This window comes from Agromyces badenianii (assembly GCF_003070885.1).
Taxonomy (GTDB): domain Bacteria; phylum Actinomycetota; class Actinomycetes; order Actinomycetales; family Microbacteriaceae; genus Agromyces; species Agromyces badenianii.
This window is the reverse complement of record NZ_CP028913.1, coordinates 220,523-236,957: the sequence shown is the minus strand read 5'-3', so window position 1 is coordinate 236,957 and position 16,435 is coordinate 220,523. Positions and strand designations below refer to the sequence as shown.

At 69.7% G+C, this 16,435-nt stretch carries 16 protein-coding genes; 10 read left to right on the top strand and 6 right to left on the bottom strand.

The annotated features are described in order from the left end of the window. Window positions 1-23 precede the first annotated feature (23 nt). On the top strand, window positions 24-1,043 hold the full coding sequence (locus DCE93_RS01120) for a LacI family DNA-binding transcriptional regulator (RefSeq protein WP_108594270.1): 1,020 nt from the start codon (window positions 24-26) through the stop codon (window positions 1,041-1,043). A 184-nt stretch (window positions 1,044-1,227) separates the two neighbouring features. Here DCE93_RS01120 and DCE93_RS01115 read toward each other — a convergent pair whose 3' ends face one another. Genes DCE93_RS01115 through DCE93_RS01105 form a run of 3 tightly spaced genes read right to left on the bottom strand, consistent with a single transcriptional unit; the run spans window position 1,228 to window position 3,575 of the window. Then, window positions 1,228-2,112 (bottom strand): DNA-methyltransferase, encoded by an 885-nt coding sequence (locus tag DCE93_RS01115; protein WP_244284205.1) that lies wholly within the window; start codon window positions 2,110-2,112, stop codon window positions 1,228-1,230. Window positions 2,113-2,134: 22 nt separating this feature from the next. Beyond that, a complete protein-coding gene (locus tag DCE93_RS01110; protein ID WP_108594268.1) occupies window positions 2,135-2,470 on the bottom strand; it encodes a hypothetical protein in 336 nt (111 codons plus the stop codon). Between the two features lie 55 nt (window positions 2,471-2,525). Beyond that, on the bottom strand, window positions 2,526-3,575 hold the full coding sequence (locus tag DCE93_RS01105; protein WP_108594267.1) for a lipoate-protein ligase LplAB: 1,050 nt from the start codon (window positions 3,573-3,575) through the stop codon (window positions 2,526-2,528). A gap of 67 nt (window positions 3,576-3,642) precedes the next feature. Between DCE93_RS01105 and DCE93_RS01100 the strand changes: the two genes are divergently transcribed. Continuing rightward, window positions 3,643-4,287, top strand: a complete 645-nt coding sequence (locus tag DCE93_RS01100) for a histidine phosphatase family protein (RefSeq protein WP_108594266.1) — start codon at window positions 3,643-3,645, stop codon at window positions 4,285-4,287. 27 nt (window positions 4,288-4,314) lie between these two features. Here the strand turns inward: DCE93_RS01100 and DCE93_RS01095 are convergent, their stop codons facing one another. Continuing rightward, window positions 4,315-5,163 carry an alpha/beta hydrolase gene (locus DCE93_RS01095; RefSeq protein ID WP_108594265.1) on the bottom strand — a complete coding sequence of 283 codons (849 nt, stop codon included), beginning with the start codon at window positions 5,161-5,163 and terminating at the stop codon, window positions 4,315-4,317. A 105-nt stretch (window positions 5,164-5,268) separates the two neighbouring features. Here DCE93_RS01095 and DCE93_RS01090 point away from each other — a divergent pair, with 105 nt between their 5' ends. Both DCE93_RS01090 and DCE93_RS01085 read left to right on the top strand, forming a co-directional pair. Next, window positions 5,269-5,691, top strand: coding sequence for a MarR family winged helix-turn-helix transcriptional regulator (locus tag DCE93_RS01090; protein WP_108594264.1), 423 nt, complete (start codon window positions 5,269-5,271; stop codon window positions 5,689-5,691). Between the two features lie 67 nt (window positions 5,692-5,758). After that, on the top strand, window positions 5,759-7,285 hold the full coding sequence (locus DCE93_RS01085; RefSeq protein ID WP_205647450.1) for an MFS transporter: 1,527 nt from the start codon (window positions 5,759-5,761) through the stop codon (window positions 7,283-7,285). A gap of 19 nt (window positions 7,286-7,304) precedes the next feature. On the opposite strand, the gene gdhA is transcribed toward DCE93_RS01085, so the two are convergent. Further along, on the bottom strand, window positions 7,305-8,663 hold the full coding sequence (gene gdhA / locus DCE93_RS01080; protein WP_244284204.1) for an NADP-specific glutamate dehydrogenase: 1,359 nt from the start codon (window positions 8,661-8,663) through the stop codon (window positions 7,305-7,307). A gap of 100 nt (window positions 8,664-8,763) precedes the next feature. Further along, window positions 8,764-9,771, bottom strand: a complete 1,008-nt coding sequence (locus DCE93_RS01075) for a LacI family DNA-binding transcriptional regulator (RefSeq protein WP_108596503.1) — start codon at window positions 9,769-9,771, stop codon at window positions 8,764-8,766. A 165-nt stretch (window positions 9,772-9,936) separates the two neighbouring features. Between DCE93_RS01075 and DCE93_RS01070 the strand changes: the two genes are divergently transcribed. From DCE93_RS01070 to rhaI, 6 genes are all read left to right on the top strand, one after another. After that, complete coding sequence (locus tag DCE93_RS01070) at window positions 9,937-11,472, top strand: sugar ABC transporter ATP-binding protein (RefSeq protein ID WP_108594261.1); 1,536 nt, start codon at window positions 9,937-9,939, stop codon at window positions 11,470-11,472. Next, window positions 11,469-12,494: an ABC transporter permease gene (locus tag DCE93_RS01065; RefSeq protein ID WP_108594260.1), complete on the top strand. Its 1,026-nt coding sequence runs from the start codon at window positions 11,469-11,471 to the stop codon at window positions 12,492-12,494. The genes DCE93_RS01070 and DCE93_RS01065 overlap by 4 nt, the downstream gene beginning before the upstream one ends. Beyond that, a complete protein-coding gene (locus tag DCE93_RS01060; RefSeq protein WP_108594259.1) occupies window positions 12,494-13,570 on the top strand; it encodes an ABC transporter permease in 1,077 nt (358 codons plus the stop codon). The genes DCE93_RS01065 and DCE93_RS01060 overlap by 1 nt, the downstream gene beginning before the upstream one ends. Before the next feature lie 65 nt (window positions 13,571-13,635). Continuing rightward, window positions 13,636-14,670: a rhamnose ABC transporter substrate-binding protein gene (gene rhaS, locus DCE93_RS01055; RefSeq protein ID WP_108594258.1), complete on the top strand. Its 1,035-nt coding sequence runs from the start codon at window positions 13,636-13,638 to the stop codon at window positions 14,668-14,670. A gap of 160 nt (window positions 14,671-14,830) precedes the next feature. Next, on the top strand, window positions 14,831-15,196 hold the full coding sequence (locus DCE93_RS01050) for an L-rhamnose mutarotase (RefSeq protein ID WP_108594257.1): 366 nt from the start codon (window positions 14,831-14,833) through the stop codon (window positions 15,194-15,196). A gap of 48 nt (window positions 15,197-15,244) precedes the next feature. Further along, on the top strand, window positions 15,245-16,411 hold the full coding sequence (gene rhaI, locus DCE93_RS01045; RefSeq protein ID WP_108594256.1) for an L-rhamnose isomerase: 1,167 nt from the start codon (window positions 15,245-15,247) through the stop codon (window positions 16,409-16,411). Window positions 16,412-16,435: the final 24 nt, after the last annotated feature.

The following is a 16,435-nucleotide window of genomic DNA, read 5'->3' as shown; positions in this document are numbered from 1 at the left end:
CGGGACACGGGAAGGAGGCCGCGATGATGGCGAGCGTTCAGCCCGGCCAGGCGCCGACCCTCGAGATGGTCGCGGCCCGCGCGGGCGTGTCGCGCGCGACGGTCTCCCGAGTCGTCAACGGGTCGCCGAAGGTGAGCCCCGACGTCGTCGAGGCCGTGCAGGCGGCCATCGCCGCGCTCAACTACGTGCCGAACCGCGCAGCCCGATCACTCGCGAGCCGCCGCACGCAGGCCATCGCGCTCATCGTGCCCGAGTCGGCGGCGCGCGTCTTCGACGATCCGTTCTTCGCCTCGGTCGTGCAGGGCGCCGCGCTCACGCTGGCGGGCACGGAGTACACGCTGAACCTGCTGATCGAGTCCGAGCTCGACCCCGACAAGACCCGCCGGTACCTGCTCGGCGGCAACGTCGACGGGGCGCTCGTCGTCTCGCATCACACGGGCGACCACTCCTTCGCGCACCTCTCCCGTTCACTGCCGCTCGTGTTCGGCGGCCGCCCGCTCGACCCCGAGGAGTCGAGCGGCTGCACGGTCGACGTCGACAACGAGCACGGCGCCGCCGCCGCCGCGCAGCACCTCGTCGACACCGGGCGACGACGAATCGCGACGATCGCAGGCCCCCAGGACATGCCGCCGGGCGTCGACCGATTGCACGGCTTCAGCTCGGTCGTCGCCGGAGCCGGTCTCGCCGACGATCTCGTCGAGTACGGCGACTTCACGGCGGCCTCGGGCGCCGCCGCGATGCGGAAGCTGCTGGCCCGCGCCCCCGAGCTCGACGGCGTCTTCGCCGCCAACGACCAGATGGCGATGGGCGCGCTCTCCGCCCTCGCCGAGGCCGGGCGGTCGGTGCCGGCCGACGTCGCGGTCGTCGGATTCGACGACGATCGCTACGCCGCGACCGCGATGCCGCCGCTCACGACCGTGCGCCAGCCCTCGTCGCAGATGGGCGCCGAGATGGCGCGCAAGCTCGTACGGCTGCTCGCCGGCGAAGACGTCGAAGCGGCGACCATCCTGCCGACCGAGCTCGTGGTGCGCCAGTCGAGCTGAGCGCCGGCGGCATCCGCGGTCGCGTCCGCGGCGGCATCCGCGGGCGGCATCCGCGGCCGCCGACATCGTCGGAGGCACGGTGTCGCGTCGGAGGCAACGGATCCGCGTCCTCCGACGCGATTCGCGTCCTCCGACGGCACGCGTCCTCCGGCGGCGGCTCGCTCTGGCGGACGGGACGACGACGTCAGGCCGTCGGCCCCTGCTCGAACACGACGCCCGCGACATCCGTGAACCGGCCCTTCATGACGGCGATGGCCTCGGCGTTCTCGTCGACGAGCACGAAGCGGCGGCCGAGCGTCGCGGCGACGGCGCCGGTCGTGCCCGACCCCGCGAAGAAGTCGAGCACCCAGTCGCCCTCGCGCGTCGACGCCTGCACGATGCGGCGGAGGATGCCCTCGGGCTTCTGCGTCGGGTAGCCCGTCTTCTCGCGACCCGTCGGCGAGACGATGGTGTGCCACCAGACATCGGTCGGCAGTTTTCCGAGTGATGCCTTCTCGGGCGTGACGAGCCCCGGCGCCATGTAGGGCTCGCGGTCGACGGCGGTCGAGTCGAACCAGTAGCCCGTGGGGTTCTTCACGTACACGAGGATCGTGTCGTGCTTGGTCGGCCACTTGCGCTTCGCCTTCGCGCCGTAGTCGTAGGCCCAGATCAGCTCGTTGAGGAACGACTCGCGCCCGAAGAGCGCGTCGAGCAGCACCTTCGCATAGTGCGCCTCGCGGTAGTCGAGGTGCAGGTAGAGGGTGCCGTCGTCGGCGAGCAGCCGCCACGCCTCGACGAGCCGCGGCTCGAGGAACGCCCAGTAGTCGTCGAAGCGGTCGTCGTAGCGCAGCAGGTCGCCGCGGATGCGCTCGTAGCGCTTTCCGGCGAACCCGGTGATGGTTCCGGATGCCGCGGGCTGCGAGTCATCCGTCGGCTCGACCCGCACATGGCGGGTCGACTGCCGCGACTGCGCACGGCCGGTGTTGAACGGCGGATCGAGGTAGATGAGCGTGAACCGGCCGTCGGGGAAGGTCGGCAGCACGGCGAGGTTGTCCGCATGGATGATGCGGTCGGGTTCGTCGTCGATCACGCGTTCGGTCCGTCGCCGACGATCAGCCGTTGTCGACGTCGAGGCGGATCGTGCCGCGGAACCGGTCGGCCCGCGCCGGCGCCGGCCGCGAGGCATCCGCGCCGTCGTCGGCGAAAGCGATGCCCTTGTCGCCGTCGCCCGGCAGCGGGGCCGGCGCGGGCAGGCGGCTCTGCCGATCGAGCTCGACCTGCGCCTCGTGCTTGCGCGGTGCGAAGACCTCGTCGCCGATCATCATGACGCCGCCCCCGCCACCGCCGCGCTTGGTCTTGTCGGAGAGGTCGATCCAGCCGCGTCGCACCGCGACCGCCACGAAGGCGACGACGAGCGCGGCGATGCCGAGCCAGATCCACCAGTCCATCCGGCGAGTCTAACGGGGCGCGGCTGGGACTTGCGCTCGGCCGGGCACGCGCCCGTCAGGGCACTCGCTCGAGCCACTCCCGCGTCGAGAACTTCGACTCGACGAGCGCCTCGGCCTCGGCGAGTTCGTCGGCGCTCACCGTGCCCGGCGTCGCGCCGTAGAGCGAAGTGAAGGTCTGCTTCAGGCTCTCGATGATCGCCGCGCGGCTGAGGCCGGTCTGCGAGCGCAGCGGGTCGACGCGCTTGGCGGCCGAGGCGATGCCCTTGTCGCTGATCTTCTCGCGACCGATGCGCAGCACCTCGAGCATCTTCTCGTTGTCGAGGTCGTACGCCATGGTCACGTGGTGCAGCACGCCGCCCGAGCCGAGGCGCTTCTGCGCGGCGCCGCCGATCTTGCCGAGCGGACTCGCGATGTCGTTCAGCGGCTGGTAGGTCGCCTCGATGCCGATCGCGCGTAGCCCCTGCAGCACCCAGTCGTCGAGGTAGGCGTAGGAATCGGCGAAGCTCATGCCCTGCACGAGCTCACCGGGCACGTAGAGCGAGTAGGTCACGACGTTGCCCCGCTCCATCATCATCGCGCCGCCGCCCGATATGCGCCGCACGACGTCGAAGCCGTACTTCTCGGCGCCCTCGGGGTCGACTTCGTTCTTGACCGACTGGAAGCTGCCGATGACGACCGCCGACTCGTCCCACTCCCAGAACCGGAGCGTGGGCTTGCGTCGTCCCTCGCCCACACGGGTGGCGAGCACCTCGTCGAGGGCGAGATGCGTACGCGGCGGCACGGCCGAGTCGTGCACGATCTCCCATTCGTAGTCGGCCCAGCTCGTGGCATCCGTCATCGCCCGCCGCACGGCCACCGCGATCGCCTCGGCCGAGAAGCCGAGCATCACCGTGTCATGGCGAAGGCCGGCGGTGATCGCCGCGGTGATCTGCTTGGCGTCGGATGCCGCGGAGAGCCCGTCGAGCGCGGCATCGATGTCGCCCAGCGCCTCGTCGGGCTCGAGGAAGAAGTCGCCCGCGACGCGCGGATTTCGGATCACCCCGTCGTTCACGTCGAAATCGACGACCACGAGCTTGCCACCGGGCACCTTGTATTCACCGTGCATGCGGTACAGCCTACGGATGCGGTGGGCGCAGGCATACGATCGAGGAGGAAGCAGGGGGGCAGTACGCATGACGACGTTCTACTTGGCACGCCACGGTGAGACGACCTGGCATGCCGATCACCGGTACGCGGGCAACTCGGATGTCCCGCTCACGCGGCACGGTCTCGGTCAGGCCGCCGCGCTCGGCGCCTGGGCGGTCGACGCGAACCTCGACGCGATCGTGGCATCGCCGCTCAGTCGCGCCCGGCGCTCCGCCGCGCCATCCGTCGAGACCACCGGCCTCGCGCTGCGCGTCGACGACCGGCTCGTCGAGATCGACTTCGGCGACGGCGAGGGGCTCACGCCCGACGAGCTCGTCGAGCGGTTCCCCGAGGAGTGGGCGGCGTTCTGCCGCGCGCCCGCGTCGAATCCGCTGCCCGGCGGCGAGAGCGGCCGCGACGGCATCGCCCGCGCCCTCCCGGTCTTCGACGAACTCGTCGAGGAGTTCCCCGAGGGCCGGGTGCTGATCGTGGCGCACGCGACGCTCATCAGGCTGCTCTTCTGCGAACTGGCGGGCATGGACCCCGACGGTTACCGCGACCTGCTGCCCGTGCTCGGCAACTGCAGCATCACGACGATCGTCTACCCGTGGGCGACGGAATCGCAGCTGACGAGCCACCCGCGCATCAGGCTGCTCGGGTTCGACGTGCCGCCGGGTCGCGCGGCGGTCTAGCGAGCCCGCCCGCCAGCGGGCCCGCCGTCAGTCGACCGCGAAGCGCTCGTCGAGCCAGCGGATGAGGTCGGCCCGCACCTCTTCGCGATTCGTCTCGTTGAAGATCTCGTGGCGTGCACCCTCGTAGATGATGAGCTCGACGTCGACGAGCCCGGAGCGCTGCACGTAGGCGTTCGCGAGCTTCGCCGCGCTCTCCTCCCCGCCGAGCGAGTCGTCGGAGCCGACCATGATGAGCAGCGGCAGCTCGGGGGGCAGTCCGCGCGCCGGCCGGCCGAGCAGGCGCAGTGCGTCGAGGGTGCCGAAGAGCTTCCGCAGCGGAACGTCGGTCGTGTACGGGTCGGCCATGAACGCCGCGGCGACGTCGGGGTCGCGGCTCAGCCACTCCACCGGGGTCGGCCCGAGGTGGCGGTGGCGCGCGTTCAGGTCGCCGCCGTTCATGTCGAAGAGGGTGCGGTAGGCCGTGCCGGTCAGCACGACGCCGTCGTAGTTCGACGCGCTCCGGTTCACGATGATCTGCGACATGAGCGAGCCCCACGAATGACCGAGCAGCACGAACGGCAGCTCGGGCGCTTCGGCCTCGCGGATGATGCCGCTGAACTGCTCGACCGCGTCGATCGTCGCCCGCAGCCCGCCGGGGCCGAGGCGGCCCATGCGCGTGAGGTCGCCGCCGTGCTGCTCGAAGCCAGTCTTGCCGTGGCCGCGGTGGTCGTCGGCCCACACCGAGTACCCGGCGGCGTTCAGGGCCTCGACGAGCTCCCCGTACCGGCCGATGTGCTCGCCGACGCCGTGGGCGAGCTGGATCACGGCATGGGCGTCGGGCACCCGCCACGACTCGAAGTGAATACGTACCCCATGCGCATCGGTGAAGGTCCCCATCCGGCCATTGTGTCAGCCGCGGCATCCATCGGCCGGACGCTCGCCGTGCGGCGCACCGCCCTCGCACTGTACTTAGCAAGGCTAATGAGCTATGCTAAGTAACCTATGGCCACGATCGCAGAGCAGAGCACCGAGCTGCGCATGGCGACCTTCCGGCTCGCCCGGCGCCTGCGCGCACAGAAAGCCGACCAGGGCCTCTCCGACGCCCAGTTCGCCGTGCTCGGCGAGCTCTACCGGCACGGCAGCCAGACCCTCACCCAGCTCGCCGAGCGCGAGAGGGTCTCTGCGCCGTCGATGAATCGCACGGTCAATTGCCTCCAAGAGGCGGGCTACCTCGCCCGCGTCGCCGACGAGGTCGATCGCCGCAAAGCCAACATCACGTTGAGCGACGCCGGCCGCGACGTCGTCAAGGCCACGGTGTCGAAGCGAGAGGCGTGGCTCACGACGCGCCTGCGCGAGCTGTCGAAAGACGACCGCGCCACCCTCGCCCGCGCCGCCGAACTGATGGGAGGACTCGCCACCCAGTGAGTGCCATGTTCCGTTCCCTCGCCCGCGCCGCCGAACTGATGGGAGGACTCGCCACCCAGTGAGTGCCATGTTCCGTTCCCTCGCCCACCGCAACTACCGAATCTGGTTCATCGGCGCCCTCGTCTCGAACGTCGGCGCCTGGATGCAGGCCACCGCCCAGAACTGGGTCGTGCTCACCGAACTCACCGACAACGACGCCTTCGCCGTCGGCATCACCATGGCGCTGCAGTTCGCGCCGCAGCTGCTGCTCGTGCCGATCACCGGCCTCATCGCCGATCGCTTCGACCGCCGCAAGATCCTCATGGTCACACAGACCGCCCTCATGCTGCTCGGCCTCGCGCTCGGCCTGCTGCTCGTCTTCGGCCACGCCGAACTCTGGCACCTCTACCTCTTCGCCCTCGCCCTCGGCCTCGTGAACGCGATCGACAACCCGGCCCGGCAGACCTTCGTCTCCGACCTCGTCTCGAACTCCGACATGTCGAACGCGGTCGCCCTGAACTCGGCGTCGTTCAACACGGCACGCATGATCGGCCCCGCCGTCGCAGGCTTCCTCATCGTGCTCGTCGGCTCGGGCTGGGTCTTCATCATCAACGCGTTCACGTTCCTCGCGGTGCTCTGCGCGCTCGCGATGCTGAAGAGCCGGCAACTGAAGCGCACGGCCCGCGCTCCACGCGCCCGAGGGCAGTTCGCCGCCGGGTTCCGCTACGTGGCCGGGCGCCCCGATCTCGTCGTCGTCTTCGTCATGGTGTTCCTCATCGGCGCGTTCGGCATGAACTTCCCGATCTTCTCGTCGACGATGGCGGTCGAATTCGGCCGCGGGGCCGGAGAGTACGGGCTGCTGTCCTCGATCCTCGCGATCGGTTCGCTGACCGGCGCCCTCCTCGCGGCGCGCCGCGAGCGGGCACGCATCCGCGTGGTCATCCTCGCCTGCGCCTTCCTCGGCTTCGCCACCCTGACCGCGGCGCTCATGCCGACGTACTGGACCTTCGCCGCCTCCACGATCCTCATCGGCCTCGGCGCCGTGACGATCCTCACGACCGCGAACGGCTACGTGCAGACCACCACCGCACCCGAACTCCGCGGCCGCGTGATGGCGCTGTACATGGCGATCCTCGCTGGCGGGACGCCCATCGGCGCCCCGATCGTCGGCGCGGTCGCCGACGGCATGGGCCCGCGCTGGGCGCTCGGGCTCGCGGCGATCGCGGCGGTCGTCGCCGCACTCATCGGCCTCGGCTGGCTCGTGATCTCTCGGGGCATGCGGCTCGCGCGGCATCCCGAGTACGCCTGGCGACCGGTGGTGCGATTCGCGGATGCCCCGACGGCGGCGATCGCGTCGGTGGCCACGCAGGCCGTGCCGGTCGTGCCGGCCGTGCCGGTCGTGCCGGCCGTGCCGGTCGTGCGAGTGGTGCCGGTCGATCGACTCGAACTCGAGCCCGAGCGCGAACTCGTGCCGACCGTGCCGAACGACCAGCTCGTGCCCGCCGACTTCTCGGAGCAGGTGGCGCTCACCTCGCCGATCCCGCTGCCGAAGCCGCCGCATCGCGAGCCCGCGCACGCGACCGCGCAGGCGCCCGCCCGACCCGAATACTCCTAGGGGCGCCCGACGCCGGCAGTCAGATCACGCCGAGGGCGAGCATGGCATCGGCGACCCGCGTGAAGCCGGCGATGTTCGCGCCGACCACGTAGTCGCCCGGCACGCCGTATTCGTCGGCGGTCGCGGCGGTGCGCTCGTGGATGCCCGCCATGATCTCCGACAATCGCTCCTCGGTGTGCTCGAAGCCCCAGGAGTCGCGCGACGCGTTCTGCTGCATCTCGAGCGCCGAGGTCGCGACACCGCCGGCGTTCGCGGCCTTGCCCGGTGCGAAGAGCACGCCCGCGTCACGCAGCACCCGGATGGCGCCCGGCGTCGTGGGCATGTTCGCCCCCTCGGCGACGGCGACGACCCCCGAGGCGACGAGGCCCGCGGCCTGCGCCTCGGAGATCTCGTTCTGCGTCGCGCACGGCAACGCCACGTCGATGCGCTCGTCGCTCTCGATGTCCCACACGGATGCCCCGGGCAAGAACCTCGCCCGCCCGCCGCGCTCGTCGGCGTACACCGAGATGCGCTCGCGGCGGCGCTCCTTGACGTCGCGCAGGAGCTCGAGGTCGATGCCCTCGGGGTCGTGGATCGCGCCCGACGAGTCGGAGGCCCCGACCACTCGGCCACCGAGGGCGTGCACCTTCTCGATCGCGTGCACGGCGACGTTGCCCGACCCCGACACGAGCACCCGCGCCCCGTCGAACGAGCGGCCGCGGGTCGCGAGCATGTGCTCGGTGAAGTAGACGGCGCCGTACCCCGTGGCCTCGGTGCGCACGAGCGAGCCGCCCCAGGTGACGCCCTTGCCGGTGAGCACACCCGATTCGTAGCGGTTGGTGATGCGTTTGTACTGGCCGAAGAGATAGCCGATCTCACGCGCGCCGACGCCGATGTCGCCGGCCGGCACATCCGTGTACTCGCCGATGTGCCGGTACGCCTCGGTCATGAACGACTGGCAGAACCGCATGATCTCGCCCTCGGAGCGGCCCTTGGGGTCGAAGTCGCTGCCGCCCTTGCCGCCGCCGATGGGCATGCCGGTGAGCGCGTTCTTGAACACCTGCTCGAAGCCGAGGAACTTCACGGTGCCGAGCAGCACCGTCGGGTGGAAGCGGAGCCCGCCCTTGTACGGCCCGAGTACCGAGTTGAACTGCACCCGGAAGCCGCGGTTGATGCGCACGCGCCCGTCGTCGTCGACCCACGGCACCCGGAAGATGATCTGCCGCTCGGGCTCGCAGATGCGCTCGAGAATGGACGCCTGCACGTACTGCGGATGCTTGTCGAGCACGCGCCCGAGCGAGTCGAACACCTCGCGCACCGCCTGGTGGAACTCGAGCTCGCCCGGGTTTCGGCGCAGCGTCTCGGCGTAGACGTCTTCGATGGTGGTGCGACCGAGCAACACGCGCCCCTCTCTCGAACGGATGCCACGAGGTGCCTGTCGCGCGCGGCTTCTCCACACTACCCAGTGCTGAGAAGAGCCCCTCGCCGTATGACGCGGCTCAGGCAGCCGGCCCGGTGGACTCGCGCACCACGAGCTCGGGCTGGAAGACGACACGTTCGTGGGGGTGCTCTCCGCCGGCCTCTTTCAGCATGAGGTCGACCGCCGTGTAGCCGATGAGCGACGCGGGCTGCCGGATGGACGACAGCGGCACGACGGCGGCCGCGGCGAAGTCGATGTCGTCATAGCCGATGAGCGCGATCTCGCCGGGCACGTCGATGCCGCCCTGCATCATGAGCGCCTGCAGCACGCCCATGGCGAGCAGGTCGTTGGCCGCGAAGACCGCATCGGGTCGATCGGATGCCGCGCGCTCGCGAATGCGCTCACCGGCGGCCCGGCCGGTGAGCACCGTGAGGGACTCGGTCTCGACGACCTCGAGCACCGCGCCCGGGGTCTCGTCGATGGCGCGTCGGGCCCCTTCGAGCCGGTCGGCGACCTGGCGGATGCTCGCGGGCCCGCCGACGAACGCGATGCGCCGCCGACCGGTGTCGCAGAGATGCCGCACGGCGAGATACCCGCCGACGACGTCGTCGACGGCGACCGAGGAGAAGTCCTCGTCGGAAACCTCTCGGTCGACGAGCACGACCCTCGTGCCCCGGCCGCGCAGTCGCTGCAGTCGCGGCAGGTCGTCGGCCAGCGGCGAGATCAGCACGCCGGCGACGCGCTGCTCTTCGAACAGGTCGAGATAGGCGCCCTCGCGGTCGGCACGCTCGTCGCTGTTGCCGAGCAGGATCGTCATGCCCGCTTCGGCCGCGCGATCTTCTGCGCCGCGAGCGACGTCGGTGAAGAAGGGGTTGCGCACGTCGAGCACGACGAGCCCGATGCACCGGCTGCGACCGGCCCGAAGCTGTCGAGCGGCGTCGTTGCGCACGAAGCCGAGCTGCTCGATGGCGGCGGTGACCCGTGCGACGGTGGCCGGTGCGACCTTCTCGGGGCGGTTCAGAACGTTCGAGACCGTACCCACAGAGACGGATGCCGCAGACGCGACATCCCGGACACTCACCGTCATGGTCTCGCCCCTCCCGTCGCGCATTCGGCGATCTCTGCTGTGAAACGTACCATCGACGGATGCACGACTTGACATCGTTCGACCCACATCGTAAATTGCTGACGTTCAGGTGCATTAAAACGATTCAACTCCGCGGGGTCGTCCCCGCAGCTTAGGTTCAGATCAATGACGATTCCCCCTGGCGCTGCCGACGCCCGCGGCGCGGTTCCCGCGCTCGAGCTCCGCGACATCCGAAAGTCGTTCGGCGCCGTCGTGGCCCTGCGCTCCGGCACGATCGAGGTGCACTCCGGCTCGATCCACGCCCTCGTCGGCGAGAACGGCGCCGGCAAGTCGACGCTCGTGAAGATCGTCGCCGGACTCTACCGGCGAGACGCCGGGGCGTTCCGCCTCGACGGCAGCGACGTCGACTTCACCTCGACCGCCGAATCCAAGGCGGCCGGCATCGCCGTGATCTACCAGGAGCCGACGCTCTTCCCCGATCTCTCGGTCACCGAGAACGTGTTCATGGGGCGCCAGCCGGTCGGCCGCTTCGGCCGCATCGACCGCAAGGCCATGCGCGCCGAAGTCGACGGGCTCTTCCAGCGTCTCGGTGTGCGGATCGATCCCGACCGACCCGCCGAGGGCCTCTCGATCGCCGACCAGCAGGTCATCGAGATCGCCAAGGCCATCTCGCTCGACGCGAAGGTGCTCATCATGGACGAGCCGACGGCGGCGCTCTCGGGCGTCGAGGTCGATCGCCTCTTCCAGATCGCGCGGAGCCTGCGCGACGAGGGCCGGGCCCTCGTCTTCATCTCGCACCGCTTCGACGAGGTGTTCGACCTGTGCGACACCGTCACGGTCATGCGCGACGGCGCCTACATCTCGACGAGCCGCATCGCCGACACGAGCGTCGACGAGATCGTGCACCAGATGGTCGGGCGCGAGATCACCGAGCTCTTCCCGAAGCAGCCGACCACGATCGGCGACGCACTGCTCGAGGTCGACGGACTCACGAGCGCGGGCGTCTTCCACGACATCGCGCTCACGGTGCGCGCCGGTGAGATCGTCGCACTCGCCGGGCTCGTCGGCGCCGGGCGCAGCGAGGTGGCGCGCGCGATCTTCGGCATCGACCACTACCAGAGCGGCACCGTGCGCCTGAACGGCACGGCGGTGCCGGCGAAGAACCCGAGCGCCGCGATGCGGCTCGGCCTCGCCCTCGTTCCCGAGGATCGCCGGAAGCAGGGCCTCGTGCTCGACTCGAGCGTCGCCCGAAACACGACGCTCGCCATCCGGGAGCAGCTCGCGAGGTTCGGCATCATCACCTCGGGCTTCGAGAACCGTGCCGCCCGCGTCTGGGCGAGCCGCCTCGAGGTGAAGACCACTGCCCTCAGCACGGTGGCCGGCACCCTCTCGGGCGGCAACCAGCAGAAGGTCGTGCTCGGCAAGTGGCTCGCGACCGAGCCGAAGGTGCTCATCATCGACGAGCCGACCCGCGGCATCGACGTCGGCACCAAGGCCGAGGTGCACCGCCTGCTCTCCGAGCTCGCGGGTCAGGGCATGGGCATCCTGATGATCTCCTCCGAGCTGCCAGAGGTGCTGGGCATGGCCGATCGAGTGCTCGTCATGCGCGAGGGTCGCATCACCGCCGGGATCGACCGCGTCGATGCGACATCCGAGAACGTCATGTTCGCCGCGACCCACGCCGAGGAGCAGCACTCGTGAGCACCGCGACCACCACGCCGACGTCCAACGTGACGAAGCGCCTCAGCGCCATCGGCAAGGCCCGTGAACTCGGCATCCTGCTCGCCCTCGTGCTCGTCGTCATCGCGGCGACGGCGGCGAACCCGAACTTCCTGTTCAGCGCCGACGGATGGCGCGACCTGCTGCTGACCCCGTCGATCCTCGTGCTCGTGGCCGTCGGCCAGGCGATCGTGCTCATCACGCGAAACGTCGACCTCTCGGTCGGCTCGGTGCTCGGCCTCACCGCCTATCTCACCGGCCGGCTGTTCATCGACTTCCCGGGCATTCCGATCATCGCGGTGTTCGTCATCGCCGTGGCGTTCGGCGGCCTCCTCGGCATGATCAACGGCGCCCTCGTGGCCTTCGCGAAGGTGCCGGCGATGGTCATCACGCTCGGCACCCTCTACGCCTACCGGGGCATCAACGTGCTCTGGACCGGCGGCGACCGCGTGAACGCCTCCGACCTGCCGAAGGACTTCCTCGCACTCGGCACCGAGCAGTTCCTGATGATCCCGATCCTCACGATCATCGCGCTCGTCGTGCTCGTCATCGCCGGCTGGTACATGAAGAACACCCGCGGCGGGCGCGAGTTCTACGCGATCGGCTCCGACCCGGCGGCGGCCGAGCTCTACGGGCTCAGGGTCACCCGGCGACTGCTCAACGCCTTCGTGCTCTCGGGCGCCCTGGCCGGGCTCGGCGGCGTGCTCTACGCGGCCCGCTACGGCACCATCAACTCGCAGGCCGGTTCGGGATGGGAGCTCGACGCAGTCGGGGCGGCCGTCATCGGCGGCGTCGCGATCGTCGGCGGCGTCGGCTCGGTCTGGGGCGCCGCGATCGGGGCGGTGCTGCTGCTCACGATCAACCGGGCGCTCCCGATCCTCGGCATCCCCGACTTCTGGCAGCGCGCCGTCGTCGGCGTGCTCATCATCGGCGCCATCGTGCTCGACCGTGTGCTCGCGGTGCGACAGAAACGCAAGCTCATCGAGGCAAGGGACGACAGCTGATGTCGAGCATCACCCGGACCACGCCCGCCCCGGCATCGGTGCGCGGCTACCGCGACTACGACCGGCCGCTCTGGAAGCGCGTGCTGCTCACGCGGGAGATGGCGATCATCGCGCTCCTCGTCATCGTCGTCGTCGTCGCGTCGACGACCGTGCGCGGCTTCGGCCAGCCGATCACTCTGACCTACCTGATCCTCGATGTCGCACCGATCCTGCTCATCGCACTGCCGATGACGCTCATCATGATCACGGGCGAGATCGACCTCTCGGTCGCGAGCGTCGTCGGACTCTCGAGCGTGATCACCGGCGTGCTCGCCCAGGGCGGCATGCCCTTCGAGCTCGCCGCGCTCATCGCGCTCCTCGTCGGCGGCGTCGGCGGCGCCGTCAACGGATTCCTCGTCACGGTGGTGGGCCTGCCGTCGCTCGCCGTCACGATCGGCACGCTCGCGCTGTTCCGCGGACTCGCCGTCGGCCTGCTCGGCACGACCGCAGTGACCGAATTCCCCGAGTTCTGGACCGACCTCGCGAAGGCGAAGCTCGGGGCCACCGGCATCCCGCTCGTGATCATCCCCTTCCTCGTGCTGCTCGCGATCTTCGCAGTGCTGCTGCACTTCACCCCGTTCGGCCGCGGCATCTACGCGATCGGGCTCTCGAAGGAGACGGCCGCGTTCTCGGGCGTCAAGGTGGGACGCACGAAGTTCATCCTCTTCGTGCTCGCCGGCCTCGTCTCTGCGCTCGCCGGCGTCTATTACACGCTGCGCTTCGGCAGTGCGCGCGGCGACAACGCGACCGGCATGGAGCTGCAGGTCATCGCCGCCGTCGTGCTCGGCGGCGTGAGCGTGTTCGGCGGCCGCGGGGCGCTGCACGGCGTCATCGCCGGCGTGCTGCTCATCGGGGTGCTCGCCAGTGCGCTGCGCCTCGCGAACGTCACCTCCGATGTCATCAACATCATCACCGGCGCACTGCTCGTGATCTCGGTGGTGTCTTCGAGCTTCCTGGCCTGGCTGCGCACACGGCGACGATCGCGGCGGCAGTCGGCGGGAGGGGAACCGCGCGTCGAGGTCTCCACAGCAGGGTAACCAGACCGCACCATCGTCGATGCGACCAGGTCATCGACGCCATCCAGATGAAGGGACGAACAACGATGTTGTTTCAGAAGAAGACCAGGGCAGCGGCCCTCGCCGCGCTCGCGGTGAGCGTGGCGCTCGTCGCGACCGGCTGTGCCGCCGGCGACTCGGGCGCCGACGGCGGCGAGGGTGACGGCGGCAACCTGTCGATCACCTTCCTGCCGAAGAACCTCGGCAACCCGTACTTCGACACCTCGAACGCGGGCGGCGAAGAGGCCATCGAGGAGTTCGGCGGCACCTACGCCGAGGTCGGTCCGGCCGAGGCGACGCCCGATGGACAGGTCAGCTACATCAACACCCTCACGCAGCAGGGGGTCGGAGCGATCGCCGTCTCGGCGAACGACCCGAAGGCGATCTGCGACGCGCTGAACGAGGCGCGCGACGCCGGCGTGAAGGTCGTCACCTTCGACTCCGACACCAATGCCGACTGCCGCGACCTGTTCGTGAACCAGGCCGACGCCGAGGGCATCGCCAAGGTGCAGGTCGACCTCATCGCCGAGCAGATCGGCGACGCGGGCGAGATCGCCGTGCTGTCGGCCTCGGCCAACGCCACGAACCAGAACGCCTGGATCGAGCTCATGGAAGAGGAGCTCGCCGCGAGCCACCCCGACATCGAGCTGGTCGAGGTCGTCTACGGCGACGACGACGACCAGACCTCGTTCGACAAGACCGCGGCGCTGCTGCAGACGCACCCGAACCTCAAGGGCATCGTCTCGCCGACGACCGTCGGCATCGCGGCGGCTGCGCGCTACCTGCAGACCTCGGAGTACCAGGGCAAGGTCGCACTGACCGGCCTCGGCACCCCGAACCAGATGCGCGAGTACGTCGAAGACGGCACCGTCACCGCGTTCGCGCTGTGGAACCCGGCCGACCTCGGCTACCTCGCGGCCTTCGCGGCGAAGGCGCTCATCGAGGGCGACATCACCGGTGCCGACGGCGACACCTTCGACGCCGGCAAGCTCGGCGAGTACACGGTCGGCGCCGACGGCGTCGTGCTGCTCGGGGACCCCTTCGTCTTCGACGCGGAGAACATCGGCGACTTCGACTTCTAGTCGATCGCGGGGCTCTGCCGGGCGTCGCCCGGCAGAGCCCCGACCGGCCTGCGGCATGCGACCCGCCGGAGTATTCGGATGCACGCGGCATGGCTCGGCGGTTGCGGGAAACCGGGTTCACATTTACCATTGAAACGATTCAGAGCGAGGGAGCACGACCATGGGCGAGGCTCACGGCACCGGGCGGATCTGCTTCCAACTGCAGGTCGACCCCGCCCGCCTCGACGAGTACCGCGCCCGCCACGAGGCTGTCCAGCCCGAGATGCTGCGTGCGATCGAGGCATCCGGTCGGCGCAACTACTCGCTCTTCCTCCGCGACGACGGCCTGCTCATCGGCTACTACGAGACCGACGACGATGCCGCCTCACAGGCGGCCCTCGAACTCGACCCGCGCACCGCCGCGTGGGAGGCCGACATGGCGGGGTTCTTCATCGCCCTCGGCGGACGACCAGACCAGTCCGCCCCGCGACTCGCCGAGGTCTTCCACCTCGAAGACCAACTCGCCGCGCTCGATGCCGAGCGTTGAGCATCGCACGACCGAACATGCACACAGAAGAACCGGAAAGAGCCACTCGTGAGCAACCTCTCAAGCGACATCCTCGACCAGCTCGAGCAGCAGGCCATCGAGCTGCCCTCATGGGCGTTCGGCAACTCGGGCACCCGATTCAAGGTGTTCGCGACGCCGGGCACCCCGCGTGATCCGTTCGAGAAGATCGCGGATGCCGCGCAGGTGCACGAGTACACCGCACTCGCGCCGACCGTGGCGCTGCACATCCCGTGGGACCGGGTCGACGACTACGGCGTGCTCCGCAGGCACGCCGAAGACCACGGCGTCTCGCTCGGCACGGTCAACTCGAACACCTTCCAAGACGACGACTTCAAGTTCGGTGCCCTCACCCACGAAGACGCCGCCGTGCGCCGAAAGGCCGTCGACCACCACCTCGAGTGCATCGACATCATGCACGCCACCGGCTCGCGCGACCTGAAGATCTGGCTCGCCGAGGGCTCGAACTACCCCGGGCAGGCCGACCTGCGCGGCCGGCAGGACCGCCTGCACGACTCGCTCGCCGAGATCTACGCCCGGCTCGGCGACGAGCAGCGGCTCGTGCTCGAGTACAAGTTCTTCGAGCCGGCGTTCTACCACACCGACGTTCCCGACTGGGGCACGAGCTACGTGCAGGTCGCCGCGCTCGGCGACAGGGCGATGGTCTGCCTCGACACCGGTCACCACGCTCCCGGGACGAACATCGAGTTCATCGTCATGCAGCTACTGCGCCTCGGCAGGCTCGGCAGTTTCGACTTCAACTCGCGCTTCTACGCCGACGACGACCTCATCGTCGGCGCCGCCGACCCGTACCAGCTGTTCCGCATCCTCTTCGAGGTCATCCGCGGCGGCGGCTTCAACCACCCCGACGTCGCGTTCATGCTCGACCAGTGCCACAACGTCGAAGACAAGGTGCCGGGGCAGATCCGTTCCGTGCTCAACGTGCAGGAGATGACCGCCCGCGCGCTGCTCGTCGACACCGGCGCGCTGCGCGCGGCGCAGCAGGCGGGCGACGTGCTCGAGGCCAACCGCATCTTCATGGACGCCTTCTACACCGACGTGCGACCGGCACTCGCCGAGTGGCGCGAGTCGCGGGGCCTGCCCGCCGACCCCATGGCCGCCTTCGCGGCATCCGGCTACCTGGCGAAGATCGCCGCCGACCGCGTCGGCGGCGTGCAGGCCGGCTGGGGCGCCTGACCCGCGAATCGAGCGCACGACCGG

Coding starts and splice junctions, on each gene's coding strand:
- DCE93_RS01075 (WP_108596503.1), bottom strand. CDS start 9,771: ATGACGGTGAGTGTCCGGGATGTCGCGTCTGCGGCATCCGTCTCTGTG.
- DCE93_RS01060 (WP_108594259.1), top strand. CDS start 12,494: ATGTCGAGCATCACCCGGACCACGCCCGCCCCGGCATCGGTGCGCGGC.
- rhaS (WP_108594258.1), top strand. CDS start 13,636: ATGTTGTTTCAGAAGAAGACCAGGGCAGCGGCCCTCGCCGCGCTCGCG.
- DCE93_RS01105 (WP_108594267.1), bottom strand. CDS start 3,575: ATGCACGGTGAATACAAGGTGCCCGGTGGCAAGCTCGTGGTCGTCGAT.
- DCE93_RS01120 (WP_108594270.1), top strand. CDS start 24: ATGATGGCGAGCGTTCAGCCCGGCCAGGCGCCGACCCTCGAGATGGTC.
- DCE93_RS01050 (WP_108594257.1), top strand. CDS start 14,831: ATGGGCGAGGCTCACGGCACCGGGCGGATCTGCTTCCAACTGCAGGTC.
- DCE93_RS01090 (WP_108594264.1), top strand. CDS start 5,269: ATGGCCACGATCGCAGAGCAGAGCACCGAGCTGCGCATGGCGACCTTC.
- DCE93_RS01095 (WP_108594265.1), bottom strand. CDS start 5,163: ATGGGGACCTTCACCGATGCGCATGGGGTACGTATTCACTTCGAGTCG.
- DCE93_RS01085 (WP_205647450.1), top strand. CDS start 5,759: ATGTTCCGTTCCCTCGCCCACCGCAACTACCGAATCTGGTTCATCGGC.
- DCE93_RS01110 (WP_108594268.1), bottom strand. CDS start 2,470: ATGGACTGGTGGATCTGGCTCGGCATCGCCGCGCTCGTCGTCGCCTTC.
- DCE93_RS01070 (WP_108594261.1), top strand. CDS start 9,937: ATGACGATTCCCCCTGGCGCTGCCGACGCCCGCGGCGCGGTTCCCGCG.
- DCE93_RS01100 (WP_108594266.1), top strand. CDS start 3,643: ATGACGACGTTCTACTTGGCACGCCACGGTGAGACGACCTGGCATGCC.